A 14,770-nucleotide genomic window follows, 5' to 3' on the forward strand; every position below is an offset into this window, starting at 1 on the left:
TTGCCGTAGTTTGCAGCACTACGCTTCCTTACCTGTTTCAATAATATTACCAACTAAACCGTTGGATGGCCGCAACAGCGACCATCTGAGTTTCAATATTTCGCAGACAAAAATACCAATAAAGCCTACTTACTGACTTTCAAATGAAACTTCTTGTGTATGATTATTTTTAGGACTAATGACAACGGTTCCCGCCAGTTTATCGTGCCACCCTTGCTTTTTCTTATCCCATGCTACCCAGAAAAAACCAAGTCCGAGTGGGATAGCTGCAAGATAATAGCCAATGTAGCGAACAATATACTGCTGTAAAGTCGGCTTACCGCCAGTTTTAGCATCTACAATTATTGCTGAAATTGCCATTTTTCCGGGCGTGGCTTGCTTATAAATCCAGAAAGCTAATACAGCAGCTAACGGAAATAACCAATTCATAAAAAAATCGGCAAAGCCCATAATAAATGAGTCATCATCGAAGTAATCCCAGCCATATACTGATATCAAAATTGGCAATGTGATTACTAACAAAATAAGTGTATCAATAAGACTGGCACCAACTCTTGGCCAGAATCCGGTGAATTTTTTTACATCACCCATAGTTGCAGGTACTTCACTATTCACTTCTTAATCTCCATTTTCTACTTATTATCTAATCCTGAAAAAAGCCGGTATCTGACTAAAAGGATTTAACGTTAGTGTGAAATTTAGAATACAGCCTGAGACATTAAATCAATCGGCATATTCTTGTACCCGAATGTAATTCAAGATTTTAACTATGTATACCTTTTTATTGTGGATTGTCTTACGTACATTCTAAGCTTTGGATGTTGATTTACCAGCAGTTGTCTGAGTAACAGCATGTCACAAGTTAAACTGTATTAATCTTACCCAACGTGACGGTGTTTCTGCCAGCCTGCTTACTGGCGTACAGCGCTTCGTCAGCCGCTTTAAAAGCGATCTTATGGCCGTGCTGCGCCGGAATAATCTGAACCAAGCCAATACTGATTGTCAACTCAACTTTTTTCTCTTCAATAAACTTTAACTTCGCGGCTACCTGCTGACATAAACGCTGGCCAATTTTTAGTGCGGTTTGCTTATCAATATCAATTAACAGCGCAGCATATTCCTCGCCACCAATCCGGCCAATAATGTCATTGCTGCGCAACTGTTTTGAGAGCAGTCTGGCAACCGAAGCAATTGCCTGATCACCCAGCGCATGACCGAAGGTGTCATTTACCGTTTTAAAAAAGTCGATATCAATCATCATAAATACAACAGGTACTGATGGATGCAATTGCCAGTAGCGGTCAAGCTGATTGAAAAAATGCTCGCGATTAGCCAGGCGGGTTAAACCGTCACGTTGCGATTTCAGTGTGAGTTTACGCTCAAGTTTTAAAAAGCTTAACCACGGCAGTAGCAACGCGGTGAGAGTGGTAAGCAAAATATGGCTCAGTAAGGAGTAAACTGATGTTTCTGGCAAACCATGAATGTTGAGATGCGACCAATTATCGATAACCAGAATGGCCTGTATAAGCATCACTGCAGCATGCAACAAAAACACGGTTTGCAGCGTTCGCGTGAACATCGGCTCGGTAATAATCGATTTATGCAGTAAATAGGCGCACAAGCAAAATGTCAGCGCAATGGCTAGTGCTACCGCGACGCTTAATACGCCCGGTTGAGAATAGCTGAGTAAAAAGGTGATGATAGCCAACACCAGTGCACCAACCGCAAGTTGACGGCGGCGTCTGGTATAACGAAAGCGTGAAAACTGAACCAGCCCCGCCAGCACATAAACCGGCGCTAGCAGCAACAAACAGTCAGCAATAAAATAGGTTAAAAAATCAGAATCAAGGTAAGCACGCAACACCACTAAACCGGCGCCTGACACAAAACAGAAACAAGAATACGACCAGAGTTTAAAGCAGCGATCTTTGGGCTTGCGTAAATAAAGCAGGTACAGGTACGCGCCAACAATCAGGTTAATGACTAGCGCTACCATAACAACAGTGGGTAAATGCATCTTTTCCTCAATTGATTAGCGTTCTATGGACGGAAGCGAGCGTGGTTACCGTTGGCTACGTTAGCGTAAAACAGTGCCTAACGGTACAAGTTTCATGCCTCACGTTAGTATTAGGCTAACTTTGCTATTACGCTGCGCAAATTGATGAAAGTTATTAAGCATTACTCCGGTCAATGTCGGCTATAGTAATTTTTGCAACTTCCTGCAAATAAAGTTATTACCGATAGTGAGTACAGCCACATGAAATATTTGTATTTTGCACTATTGCTGGCACCTGCGGCAGGTCTGACCGCTGATGTGCCACCTCAGGTCTCAGCGCAACAGTTTGTCGATTTACAACAAGGCAATTCAAGCTTCGCCGGGTTTCGGCGCGCTCATGCTAAAGGACTCTGTGTTACGGGTGAATTCCGTGCCAACGGTAACTTAGCTGATTATTCTAAGGCCAGCTTGTTTAAAGCAGGGACTACGCCTTTTACTGGCCGTTTGTCGATTGCCGGCAATAATCCTACCGCGCCTGATTTAAAGGCGCCGGTGCGCAGTCTGGCGTTAAGTTTCGCCCTTAGCCGGACTGAACAATGGCGCCTGGCGATGAATACCCCGCCGGTTATGGCAGTCGCTGATCCGCACACCTTTTATCAGCAAATACAGGCTATACAGGCAGGCCCTGCAGCAATAAAACAATTCTTTGCAGAACACCCCGAGAGTAGCGAGTTTTCAGCATGGGCCGGCCAGTACCAGCCAAGCGGCAGCTTTGCTGCTGAAACCTATCACAGCATCAATGCCTTTTACCTGGTTAACGCGGGCGGTGACCAACACGCGGTACGCTGGGCGATGCAACCCACGGTATCTGTGGCAGCAACCGATTTAAAGGACGATGATGCGCTGCATCAAGAAATAAGCTCCCGGATTGCGGCAAAGCCAGTAGTGTTTGACTGGGTATTTACCCTGGCAGAGCCGACAGATGATGAAACTAACCCAACTAAGGCATGGCCAGCCAGTCGACAGCAGATCAACGCTGGGCAAATAGTGCTTACCGGTACCACAGCGCAGCTGGAAGGCGACTGTCATGCCATTAATTTTGACCCACTGGTTTTACCTTCTGGTATTACGGCAACGGCCGACCCTATTTTACGGGCTCGATCGGCAGCTTATGCTGAGTCTTACCGACGCAGGGCAAAAGAGCAATTACATGGCGCATTAGAGGGCAGCAATAATGAGTAACTCAGATCGGTTTTCACTTTCTATGCGGCTGTTTCACTGGGGTATGGCAGCGCTGGTTGTTTCTATGCTGGCGGCAGGCTTATTAATGATTACATCACTACAACCCTGGCAGCTCACTTTGCTAACCGCCCACAAAGCCTTTGGCGTCATCGCCATCATCCTGGTGATGGCCAGACTGATAAACCGCTTGCGTCACCGGCTGCCACCGCTGCCAGGTGACTTATCTGCGGCACAACAATGGGGGGCAAAAGCCTCCCACTGGCTATTGTATGGCTTGCTGTTTGCGATGCCGCTTTCCGGCTATTTAATGCAGTATTTTGCTGGAAGGCCGATAGAGCTGTTTGGTTGGTTCAGATTACCCGCCGCTCTGCAGGTTGATATTCACAATTATGCACTGTTTCGGGAACTGCACGGCTGGCTGGCAATAGCACTTATTGGCGTGATAGCGCTGCATGTTGGCGCGGCGCTACACCACCATTTTGTGCGTAAAGATAACGTACTAAAAAGTATGTTGTAATAAAGGCTGGCTCTCTAACCCGCGGTTAGTGGCCAGAATAACGGCAGTAAGGCCATGGTAATCGCAAATAACAACAGGCTTAACGGCCCACCCACTTTTAAATAGTCGACAAACCTGTAGCCGCCAGGGCCCATTACCAGGGTGTTGGCGGCATGCGACACCGGACTGGCCAGGCTGGTAGCTGCGACTGCAACCACCATCATGGCGCTTTGGCCATTCACCCCTAATGCTGTGCTAAGCAACAGGCCAATAGGCGCCATAATCAGCACCAGTGCTACCGTGGGAACAACCAGCGTACCAAGTGCTGTAACCAGGTATAAGCCCGCCATGACCGCCAGCGGGCCATACTGACCTAAGCCCGACTGAACGCCACCAGCCAACCAGGCCGCCGCACCAGAGTGTTGCATGGCAAGACCTAACGGCAACATGCCGGCAATAAGAAAAATAGAGCGCCAGTCAATGGCCGCATAAGCTTGCTCCATGCTAAGGCATCGGCTGGCGATCATTAACGTTGCCGCCAGAATAGCGGCTAAATACACCGGTAACATGCCCGTTACCGTCAGCAATACCATTAAGCCAATCAGGCCAGCCGCCAGCGGCGCTTTGCTGGCATTTACCGGTTTTACCTGCACCGGGTTCATGACGATTAAATGCTCGCTATCGGTTAACTTCGCCAGGCGCGAGCGCGGGCCCACAATTAACAATGCATCACCTGGCTGCAATAACATACTGCCAAGGGCCGAACGATAAGAGCGCCCTTCACGCCAAATGGCGGCGACCTCTACTTTGTAGCGTTTATCAAGTTGCAGCGCGTTAACACTCTGGCCAATGTATTTGCTGCGCGGATGTAACGTGGCCTCGACTAACTCTAATTTACCTTTAGCCAGTAAATCGAGGTAAGGTGACATATCATCCAGCCGCTCTAACTCTTTGAAGCCACGCAAGATATCCAGATCTTCTTCCCGCCCCTGGATCAACAATAAGTCGCCTGCCTCCAGTGTGTCGTCAGAGCTGAATTGCTGAATAATCTCGCCGTGGCGAAACAGGCCGAGTAGTCGAAAATCAAAGGCATCACCCAAGCGGTTGTCAGCAAAAGTACTGCCAACTAACGGGCTGTCGGCAGGTAAGCCCAGCACAAACAGCCGCTCTTCCAGCTTATACTGCCGTTTTACGTCATCAGTGCTTAGTGGCACCACGGCTTTAAACGCGTCTTGCTTTTGCATAGCGTCCAGCGCAGCACGGCTGCCCTGCACCAGAATTTTATCACCGGCAGCCAGCGATAAATCGGCCAACCGGGTGTAAAGTGTTTTACCCGGCCGCTTAACGGCCAATACATTTAACTGATAATTTTCACGAAAGCGGTGATGTTCCAGTACTTCATCGGCCAACGGGCCATCTGCAGCCACTTCCAGCTCAGCCAGACCACTGGCTGCCAGTAACTTTTCATGCAGCATCGGTGCTTCACGTTCAATGGTCAAGGAGTTCCAGCTACGCAGCCGTTCGAAGCGGTTAAATTTGCCTTGTGCCAGCACAATATCACCGGCTTTTAGTACCGTATGGCGCGATGGCAGGGTAAAGGTTTCCTTGCCACGGGTCAGGGCGATTACCATCAGGCCAACGGTATTAATCAGCCCCGACTCTTCCAGTGTCCGGCCTGCCAGCAACGAAGGATCAGGCAGACGCAGGGCAAATATCCGTTCCTGCAATCCGTACTGGTCACTGAGGTTACGACTGCCAGCCAGGCTGGCACGACCCGGGTCGGTATCTGGTAAAAAATGCCGGCCAATAAAAGCAACAAACAAAGTGCCTGCCAGTAAAATAGGCAGGCCAATCAGGGCAAAATCAAATAGCTGAAAGCCAGGTTGGTTAGTTTTCTCCAATGCAATACTAACCAGCAAATTCGGCGGCGTACCAATTAAGGTTAATAAGCCACCTAGCATGGCACCAAAAGCCATTGGCATCAGCACTTTCGCTGGCGCGATACCGCAGCGCCGGGCCGCTTCAACCGTGACAGGAAGTAACAGGGCAACAACCCCAATATTACTCATAAAAGCCGATAACAAGCCGGCCACCAGCATAATGACGATAATCATCCGGGTTTCGCTGTTACCCGACAAACGAATCACCCGTCGGCCTATACTGTCAGCAATTCCCGCCCGGGTAAGCCCCTCACTCATGATAAACATGGCCCAGACCGTCACCACTGCCGGGTTGCTAAAACCGCTGACCGCTTCTGATGGTGACACTAAGCCAAATAACGCCAGGGTACACAGCATTAACAACGCCACCACGTCCATCCGTAGCCACTCGGTGACAAACAGCACCAGTGCCGCTGCTAACAGCAGTAAAACCAGGGCGATTTCCAGTGTCATAACGGCCAGAATACCGTAAGAAGCGGTAAAGCTACTAATACCACTAAAATTTCAAGCGGCAATCCGAGCCGCCAGTAATCACCGAATTTAAAGCCACCCGGACCAAGAATTAAGGTATTGTTCTGGTGTCCTATTGGCGTTAAAAAGGCACAGGAAGCGCCGATGGCGACCGCCATTAAAAATGAGTCTGCGTTAACCCCTAAAGCCAGTGCCGCTCCAATGGCAATAGGACACATCACGGCTGCCGTTGCTGCATTATTCATTAAGTCTGATAAAAACATAGTAATCACCAGCACCATGCCAAGCGCCACTATGGCATTGTCCTGCGCCACATATTTCATCAGCGCACTGGCGATAAGCTCGGCGGTGCCGGTTGCCTCCATCGCACCCGCTACCGGGATTAGCGCGGCCAGCAGCACAATAACCGGCCAATCAATGCTGCTGTAAACGGAACGCGGGGGCACTGTTTTAAAGATCATTGATGCCAATACCCCCATCGCAAAAGATATCGCAGCAGGTAACAGGCCGAAAGCGGCACCCGCCACCGCAAAGAACATAATAATGCCGGCCAGGGCAGCCTGTTTTTTATCCGGTATCTTAAGCTCTCTTTTTGCCAGAGGCACACAGCCATAGTCGCTGGCAAACTCTAAAACACTCTCGCTGGTGCCTTGTAACAACAATAAATCACCCGCTTGCATTCTGAAGTTTCGCAGGCGTGACTTAGAACGACCGCCATCGCGGGAAACGGCCAGCAAATTCAAACTATAGCGTGATCGCAGCATAATATTGGTTGCAGACCGGCCTTGCAGGTTGGACTCGGGCCTTACCACCAGCTCCATCAACACAATATCTTCCGCGTTCTGCGATTTACTCTCCGAGGGCTTGCTCTCAGTCGGTTTTTCCTCTGTTTTTGCTTCCACAACTTTGCTGTCTGCCGATTTAAATTCCGGGGTACTTTTGCTACCAGAAGCCCGTGACTCCGTTTTAGCATTGTCGTTATCGGACCTGGCAGGCTTCTCAACGGTTTTCGATTCCTCCAGCTCCAGCCCCAATGTCGACAGTATGGCTCCTAACGAGTCAACTTCCGCTTCAAGCACCAGAATGTCACCTCCCCGGATCACCCTACCACCACTGGGTGCGTTGATTTTAACGTTGTTCCTGATCAGTCCGACAATTTGCGCACCACTGTCATCAAACTCTTTCTCAATGTCATACAAGCGCATATCTGCAATTTTACTTTTTTCAGATACCCGGGCCTCGGTCAGATAAGCGCCTGTTTCAAAACCTTCCGTGCCAGCCTGCTTTCGCGCCGGAACAAAACGCCAGGCCAGCACCACAAATACGCAGCCGGTAAGCGCCACTGCAAGGCCTACCGGGGTAAAATCGAACATCGCGAAACCGGCACTATTACCCTGCTGCGCCCGAAAGCCCGAGACAATTAAGTTAGGCGGTGTACCAATCAGGGTAGTCATGCCGCCAAGAATGGTTCCAAACGCCAACGGCATTAATACCCGCCCCGGTGGTACCTCCAGCCGGTTCGCTACCTGCAGTGCTACCGGCATCAACAGCGCCAGCGCACCTACGTTATTCATAAAGCCCGACAGCAACGCTCCAATGCCTACCAGAGCCGCCAGGCTTAACATAAGCCCGGATTTTTTCGGCATCGCATAACGCGCCAGCACATCCACTGCACCGCTTCGCTGTAAACCTGCGCTTAGTACTAAAACACAGGCCACAGTAATTACCGCTGGATGGCCAAAGCCGTTAAAGGCAATGGCGGGGTCAATCACGCCGCATAATACGCAGGCCAGCAGCGCCCCCAGTGCTATCATATCGTGACGCCAGCGGCCCCATAAAAACATAGCAACAGTGACCAACAGGATCAGAATAATAATGCTTTGGGGCGTGGTCATAGATGCTCTTTAGATTATTTAGAATAAGGTCTGAGTAAACCGTAGTAACCGTTAAAGGCAACCGTGAAAACTCACTGGCCGCCAGACTCACGCCACTAGAGTCTGGCGCGAAACTTTGCGGCATCGATAATTGACCATAAATGGGCAATGGCAGCGATAATGGCAGGTATAATCAGCCACCATAGTGCATAACCGACCACACATAAAACAAAAAACAGTAACGCAGACAATATACGGCCTTGCACCAATTGCCCCAGGCCGGGAATAAAAATATTACACAGCGCGGCGATAACATTACCACCTGATCCCTGTCCAGACATAACACTCTCCTGTTTTGATTAATGTATTACTAACTGTCGCTATTGCGCTAGCGTTGTAATCGTTCGGTTATTGTTTAAGCGTAGCAATAAACTGCTGTGATTCGCTAATGGCTTTATTCATATTGCGAATAAGTAGGGTAATATCCCGTTCAATACTGGCAAACTCATTGCGAAGCGCACCAATAGCCTGGGCGTTTAAATTGTGTTTAAGATACAGGCTATTATCGCGCAGACTATCCAGTACCGGTGCCATTGACGCTTCTGCCTGGCGCATGGTGCTAAGCAATTGCTGGTACTGGCGTTTAGTCGATTTTAGCTTGGCGGCGCTGTCCTGTTTCAGTTTGGCGTTGCTGTACATGTCCAGCTCTTCCTGCCACTCATCAAACAAAGCCTCTGCCACGTCTTCTATGCTGTTTATCCGCTCTGAGACATTAGCAGCCGCTTCATTACAGGCCTGATACTGATCATCTGTCAGCTCATACTGTTTTTGTAAATCGCCGCCGTCAAACTTAATCAGGGTGCTAAACTGTTCCAGCGCCGATTTAAACTCCTGCTGCGCATCTTGCTGGGCGTCCTGGGCTTTATCAACCCGATCGGCCAGAATGTCTCTTTTGTGCACACCCACTTTTTCCATGGTGGAGTAATAGGCACTCTGGCAGCTGGTTAATAACAGCATCGACATAACTAATAATATAATCCGCATAGGTGTTCCTTTAATTGATCTGAGCCTTTTTGCTGCGTAACAGCACCGACAATAGCAATTCATTATTAGTTTACAACATAAATGCGAAAAAAATGTCACAGATCAAATGATAAGCAGGCACAGGGTTACCAATGCATAGGCAACAGAAAAAAACGCACTATGCCTGTTACCAGCACAATGCGTTTCGATATTTTATTCAAACAAAGTTGATTGATTTAGTTAGACAGCGATTTGGCAAGTTGCAGCAATTTCGGATAAAACTCTTTGCTTTGCTGGGCTATCTGGTCTTGCTCAACCAGTACATCATGCAGAATTTGTTCTGTGGTCAGTGGGTTAGCCAGTACTACCCGAAACACGATGGTCTCCTGGCGGTCGTAAGTGGCCGGGGTTAAGCGGGTACGCGAGACAAATGACTTGCCCTCTTCGCGTTGCCGTTTCTGAATAAACTTAGTCAGGCCATTTAACAGCTCGTTAAACTGCTGACGCTGCTCGCTACTGGCTACCGCCATCGCTTTTTGCACCAGCGCTGGCACATAACGGTAAGTAAGCAGACACAACTCAGGGGCGGTAATCAGCTCAAAATCGATATTGTGCTCAATTAACGTAGCGAAATAACGGGCTTTTTCTAATGAGCGGTTAATCAGAATTTCATAGCCATCGCGGCCAATCACCTGCAGACAGGCATGCACCAGCATCGCCATACCGGGGCGCGACCCTTCTAAGGTCTGGCTGCCTAGATCTTTAGAGCCTTTACGCAGAATATACTCGGCGTGGTGCTCAATAGCATGGGCCGATGAAGGGTGTTTAAACACCACCATGCCGGCCCCCATCGGCACATACATTTGTTTATGGGCATCGATAGTAACGGAATCAGCGCGTTCAATCCCGGCCATTAAATGGCGATACTGATCAGAGAGTAACGTAGCACCGCCCCAGGCAGCATCAACATGAAAATGACACTGAAACTGTTCGGCTAAATCAGCAAGACTAGCCAATGGGTCAATATTACCGGTCTCAGTGGTTCCTGCCACCCCTACTATGGCCAGCACTTTAATATTTTGCTCCTGCAGACGAAGCAGGGTTTGCTGCATCTGGGTCACATCAACTTTATTATTGGCGTCGGTTTTAACGCTAACCACATAGTCACGGCCTATGCCCAGTACATCCGCCGCTTTGCCCAGTGAATAATGGCCGCGCTCAGATACCACTAGCGCCAGACCATCGTAACCATAATGTTTTAACGCCCGAAATAAGCCTTCTTTGGCAATCCCTTTAAAATCACCATCAGCTTTTAGCAAGCGGTTACGGGCAATCCACAGCGCGGTAATATTGGCAATAGTGCCACCGGAGCAAAAAGCGCCTAATGAGTGGTTGGCACTGTGCATCCATTTTTTGTAAAAACTGTCTTTTTCACCATAAACCAAATGATGCATCATCCCCAGCACCTGACGCTCCAGCGGCGTAAAGGCTTTAGAGGTTTCAATTTTCACCAGGTTCTGGTTCAGCCCCACCATCATTTTTGACAGCGGTAGCACAAAATACGGCAAGGCCGAGGTCATATGGCCGATAAAGCTGGGGGAAGCGGTATGTACTGAGTGCGCCACCAGCTTTTGCATCATGCTTTCTGCGTAATCAGAGACGAACTGTGGCGACAGCGGAATTTGGTGCGCCTGAAAATCCCGCTCGATTTGCCATAGCGGTTTTTCCAGCGCGACAATACTTTCCCGTAAAAAGCCGGCCAGATTCTGCGACAGATTCTGTTCAATAATGCTAAGAGTGGAATCCGGTGCCTCGGGTACGGTAAAAATACGCCAAAGTGCGTCTTCAGAGGCGGCGGCCAGCCGTTTTGTCGGTTCTGTCATGCGTTATGCTACTCACTGCGCCGATACACCGGCTCACTTTAGGTTTACCACTTCAGGTCTACAGCAACAGCCATAAGTCAGCTGTGCACAAAGGGCCCAACTTTACTGTAACTGCCGCTGGATGTCTGCAAAAATTTCATCAGGGCTAGCTTCGCAGGCCAACCCCCCGGCTAATTAAATACAGCGCAAAGCTGAACATAACCACGATAAAACTAATAACAACGGTCAGCGCCAATACCAGGCTGACATCGCTAAACCCAAGAAAACCATAGCGAAATGCATTAACCATATAGACGATCGGATTTAATGCCGCCACGTTTTGCCAGAAACCGGGCAACATCTGCAACGAGTAAAATACCCCGCCGAGGTAAGTGAGTGGCGTCAGCACAAAGGTAGGGATAATGCTGATATCGTCGAACGTTTTGGCGTAAATGGCATTAATTAATCCACCGAGCGCAAATAACATCGACGTCAGAATGACCGTAACAATAATAATAGCCAGATTATGAATTTGGATATCAACAAAAAACAACGACAGGATAGTAACAATTAAACCGACCAGAATGCCGCGGGTCATGCCGCCACCGACATAGCCCAGCACAATCAGATAATTTGGCACTGGCGCCACCAGCAGCTCTTCAACATTGCGCTGAAACTTGGCACTGAAAAACGATGAAGCCACATTGGCATAAGAATTGGTAATGACGGCCATCATTATCAGGCCGGGGACGATAAACTCCATATAGCTGAAGCCGCCCATATCACCGATACGAGAACCGATTAAACTGCCAAAAATAACAAAATACAGGCTCATGGTAATGGCAGGCGGCACCAGGGTTTGCACCCAGATCCGCATAAAGCGGATAATCTCTTTGCTTAAAATACTTTGCAGAGCAATCAGATAACTGGCACGCATTAGTTTGCCTCCTCACGACCACTTTCCACCAGAGCCACAAATAACTCCTCCAGCCGGTTTGCTTTATTGCGCATTGATAACACATTGACCTGCTGCTTGCTCAGCTGACTGAAAATAGGGTTTAAGCCCTCGCTTTTCGCGACATCAATTTCAATACTGTGTTCATCTATGATCCGCCAGCTAATATCATCAAGGTTAATATTGGCTGGATTCTGGTCCAGATCGAGAATAAAGGTTTCATTGGTCAGCTTGTTTAACAGCGCTTTCATACTGGTGTTTTCAATAATGCGGCCTTTGTCGATAATGGCAATATTCCGACAGAGCATTTCGGCCTCTTCCAGATAATGGGTAGTGAGAATAATGGTTACTCCGGCTTTATTAATCGTGCGTAAAAACTCCCACATGGAGCGACGCAATTCAATATCGACGCCTGCCGTGGGCTCATCTAAAATTAGCAACTTAGGTTCATGCATCAGGGCGCGGGCGATCATTAGCCGTCGCTTCATACCACCGGAAAGCTCACGAGCCCGGGCATGACGCTTCTCCCACAACCCTAACTGACTCAGGTATTTTTCAGCGCGGACCAGAGCCAATTTTTTCGGTACACCGTAATATCCAGCCTGATGCATGACAATCTGCAGCACGGTTTCAAACTGGTTAAAGTTAAATTCCTGCGGCACCAATCCAAGCTGACTTTTTGCTTGCTCAAGCTGGTTGTCAATATCAAAGCCGAATACGCTTACCTGACCACTGCTTTTATTGACCAGCGAGGTAATGACACCAATAGTGGTACTTTTACCGGCACCATTGGGGCCGAGTAAAGCAAAAAAGTCCCCCTGCTTTACTTGTAAATCAATACCGCTAAGGGCAACGGTACCACTTTTATACACTTTATGAAGTGCTGAAATATCTAACGCCAGAGTCACTCGCGCTCTCCTGTGTTGGTATTGCTGGCAGCACGGTCGCCACCATAACCCCAGCGAGCGGTGAGCTGCTGCTCAAGCCCCAGCTGGTCCAATATACGCGCCACCATAAAATCGACTAAATCGCTGATTTGCTGCGGTTGATGATAAAAACCCGGCGCCGCCGGCATCATGGTCACGCCAAGCCTTGCCAGCTTAAGCATATTTTCCAAATGAATTGCACTTAATGGACTTTCCCGCGGTACCAAAATCAATTTACCGCCTTCTTTAATCACCACATCGGCGGCGCGCTCAATCAGATTATCGCTGGCGCCCATGGCAATGGCAGCCAAAGTACCGGTCGAACAGGGACAAATTACCATGTGTTTAGGCGCGGCAGAGCCTGAGGCCACCGGCGAAAACCAGTCATCTTTACCATACACCGTTAGCTGCCCTTTGCCGCAGTTAAACCGCTCCTGCAACTGCTCGGTACATTTATCTGGTGCGCCAGCTAATTTAATATTGTGCTCGGTAGCAAACACTACCCGGGCGGCGCTGGAAATAAGCAAATGCACCCGCACCCCCTGTAACAGCAGAAGTTCGAGCAAGCGCCAGCCATAAGGTGCGCCGGAGGCGCCGGTAAAGGCTAAGGTTATTTCCCGCATAATTATTCCCATTTTTGCGCTAATGCCTGGATCAGCTTGTCATGAATGCCGCCAAAACCGCCATTACTCATAATGACGATGTTATCACCCTTTGTTGCCTGTTCGACCAGCAAACCGACCAGCGCCTCGATATCATGCGACAGACGGGCTTTTGGGCTTAAGCTGCGGGTCAGGGCATCGAGTGACCAGTTGGCATTAGCCGGCTCGTATAAATACACATGATCAGCAATCGCCAACGAGACGGGTAACGCCGCTTCGTGCACGCCCATGCGCATGGTGTTTGATCGCGGCTCAAGTACGGCCAGTAACCTACCCTGGCCCACTTTATTTCGCACGCCCTGTAACGTGGTGGCAATGGCTGTAGGGTGATGGGCAAAATCATCGTACACTTTAATACCCGCAATGTCGGCTTTTAGCTCCATTCGTCTTTTCGGCGCCACAAACTGGCCCATTGCCTCAAGTGCAACGGCCACAGGCACCCCGGCGTGCCGGGCAGCCGCTATTGCCATCACCGCATTGTCAACGTTGTGCTGGCCACCTAATTGCCAGTGCAGCTCGCCTTGCAACTGCTGCCGGTAAAACAGTTTGAACGCACTGCCATCGTTATTTATCAGCTCTGCCCGCCAATCCTGACCATAGCTTTGCCGCTCACTCCAACAGCCCATGGCCAACGTCTGGCTAACGGCCTTGGTATCTTCCGGTGACAGCACCAGGCCATTTGCCGGCACCATGCGCAGCAAATGGTGAAACTGGCGTTGAATTGCCGCCAAATCAGGGAAAATATCGGCGTGATCAAACTCCAGATTATTAATCACCAATGTCCTTGGCCGGTAGTGTACAAACTTAGAGCGTTTATCAAAAAAGGCCGTGTCATATTCATCGGCTTCAATCACAAAAAAGGGTGATTCACCCAGCCTGGCCGAGGTATCAAAATTTTGTGGAATACCACCAATTAAAAAACCCGGTTTTAAGCCAGCGGCTTCTAAAATCCAGGCCAGCATACTGCTGGTGGTGGTTTTACCATGGGTGCCTGCCACCGCCAGCACCCAGCGATCCTGTAATACCTGCTCAGCCAGCCACTGTGGGCCCGAGGTATACCGCAGCCCCCGACTTAGCACATACTCTACCGCCTCATTGCCACGGGACAATGCGTTGCCGATGATCACTAAATCCGGCTCAGGGCTAAACTGACTGCTGTCATAGCCTTGCACCAAACCAATACCCAGCGCCGTTAATTGCTCGCTCATTGGTGGATAAACATTTTGATCAGAGCCGGTAACACTATGGCCCAGCGCTTTGGCAATTGCGGCAATACCGCCCATAAAAGTGCCACAAATACCTAAAATATGAATATGCATCAGT

At 49.1% G+C, this 14,770-nt stretch carries 13 protein-coding genes; 2 read left to right on the forward strand and 11 right to left on the reverse strand.

Going from position 1 to position 14,770, the window contains the following annotated elements; genetic code table 11:
* Positions 1-129: 129 nt before the first annotated feature.
* Positions 130-615 (reverse strand): RDD family protein, encoded by a 486-nt coding sequence (locus B2X65_RS15490; protein ID WP_290614134.1) that lies wholly within the window; start codon positions 613-615, stop codon positions 130-132.
* Positions 616-862: 247 nt separating this feature from the next.
* The gene (locus B2X65_RS15495) at positions 863-2,017 is read right to left on the reverse strand and encodes a GGDEF domain-containing protein (RefSeq protein ID WP_290614136.1); all 1,155 of its coding nucleotides are present in this window, start codon (positions 2,015-2,017) and stop codon (positions 863-865) included.
* 240 nt (positions 2,018-2,257) lie between these two features.
* On the opposite strand from B2X65_RS15495, the gene B2X65_RS15500 reads away from it, so the two are divergent.
* Complete coding sequence (locus tag B2X65_RS15500; RefSeq protein ID WP_290614138.1) at positions 2,258-3,238, forward strand: catalase family peroxidase; 981 nt, start codon at positions 2,258-2,260, stop codon at positions 3,236-3,238.
* Complete coding sequence (locus B2X65_RS15505) at positions 3,231-3,755, forward strand: cytochrome b (protein ID WP_290614140.1); 525 nt, start codon at positions 3,231-3,233, stop codon at positions 3,753-3,755. Before B2X65_RS15500 ends, B2X65_RS15505 begins: the two co-directional genes overlap by 8 nt.
* Positions 3,756-3,769: 14 nt before the next feature.
* Here B2X65_RS15505 and B2X65_RS15510 read toward each other — a convergent pair whose 3' ends face one another.
* From B2X65_RS15510 to mpl, 9 genes are all read right to left on the reverse strand, one after another.
* The gene (locus tag B2X65_RS15510) at positions 3,770-6,127 is read right to left on the reverse strand and encodes an SLC13 family permease (RefSeq protein ID WP_290614141.1); all 2,358 of its coding nucleotides are present in this window, start codon (positions 6,125-6,127) and stop codon (positions 3,770-3,772) included.
* Positions 6,124-8,040, reverse strand: a complete 1,917-nt coding sequence (locus tag B2X65_RS15515; protein ID WP_290614142.1) for an SLC13 family permease — start codon at positions 8,038-8,040, stop codon at positions 6,124-6,126. Before B2X65_RS15515 ends, B2X65_RS15510 begins: the two co-directional genes overlap by 4 nt.
* A 95-nt stretch (positions 8,041-8,135) precedes the next feature.
* Positions 8,136-8,360, reverse strand: coding sequence for a hypothetical protein (locus B2X65_RS15520; RefSeq protein WP_290614143.1), 225 nt, complete (start codon positions 8,358-8,360; stop codon positions 8,136-8,138).
* Between the two features lie 67 nt (positions 8,361-8,427).
* On the reverse strand, positions 8,428-9,063 hold the full coding sequence (locus B2X65_RS15525) for a DUF2959 domain-containing protein (RefSeq protein ID WP_290614145.1): 636 nt from the start codon (positions 9,061-9,063) through the stop codon (positions 8,428-8,430).
* Between the two features lie 215 nt (positions 9,064-9,278).
* Positions 9,279-10,925 carry a pyridoxal-dependent aspartate 1-decarboxylase PanP gene (gene panP / locus B2X65_RS15530; protein WP_290614147.1) on the reverse strand — a complete coding sequence of 549 codons (1,647 nt, stop codon included), beginning with the start codon at positions 10,923-10,925 and terminating at the stop codon, positions 9,279-9,281.
* Positions 10,926-11,070: 145 nt separating this feature from the next.
* Positions 11,071-11,841 carry an ABC transporter permease gene (locus B2X65_RS15535; RefSeq protein ID WP_290614149.1) on the reverse strand — a complete coding sequence of 257 codons (771 nt, stop codon included), beginning with the start codon at positions 11,839-11,841 and terminating at the stop codon, positions 11,071-11,073.
* On the reverse strand, positions 11,841-12,767 hold the full coding sequence (locus B2X65_RS15540) for an ABC transporter ATP-binding protein (RefSeq protein WP_290614151.1): 927 nt from the start codon (positions 12,765-12,767) through the stop codon (positions 11,841-11,843). Before B2X65_RS15540 ends, B2X65_RS15535 begins: the two co-directional genes overlap by 1 nt.
* Complete coding sequence (locus tag B2X65_RS15545) at positions 12,764-13,408, reverse strand: flavin prenyltransferase UbiX (RefSeq protein ID WP_290614153.1); 645 nt, start codon at positions 13,406-13,408, stop codon at positions 12,764-12,766. Before B2X65_RS15545 ends, B2X65_RS15540 begins: the two co-directional genes overlap by 4 nt.
* A gap of 2 nt (positions 13,409-13,410) precedes the next feature.
* On the reverse strand, positions 13,411-14,766 hold the full coding sequence (gene mpl, locus B2X65_RS15550) for a UDP-N-acetylmuramate:L-alanyl-gamma-D-glutamyl-meso-diaminopimelate ligase (protein WP_290614155.1): 1,356 nt from the start codon (positions 14,764-14,766) through the stop codon (positions 13,411-13,413).
* Positions 14,767-14,770: the final 4 nt, after the last annotated feature.

Origin of the sequence: Arsukibacterium sp. UBA3155 (assembly GCA_002364615.1) — a bacterium.
Taxonomy (GTDB): domain Bacteria; phylum Pseudomonadota; class Gammaproteobacteria; order Enterobacterales; family Alteromonadaceae; genus Alishewanella.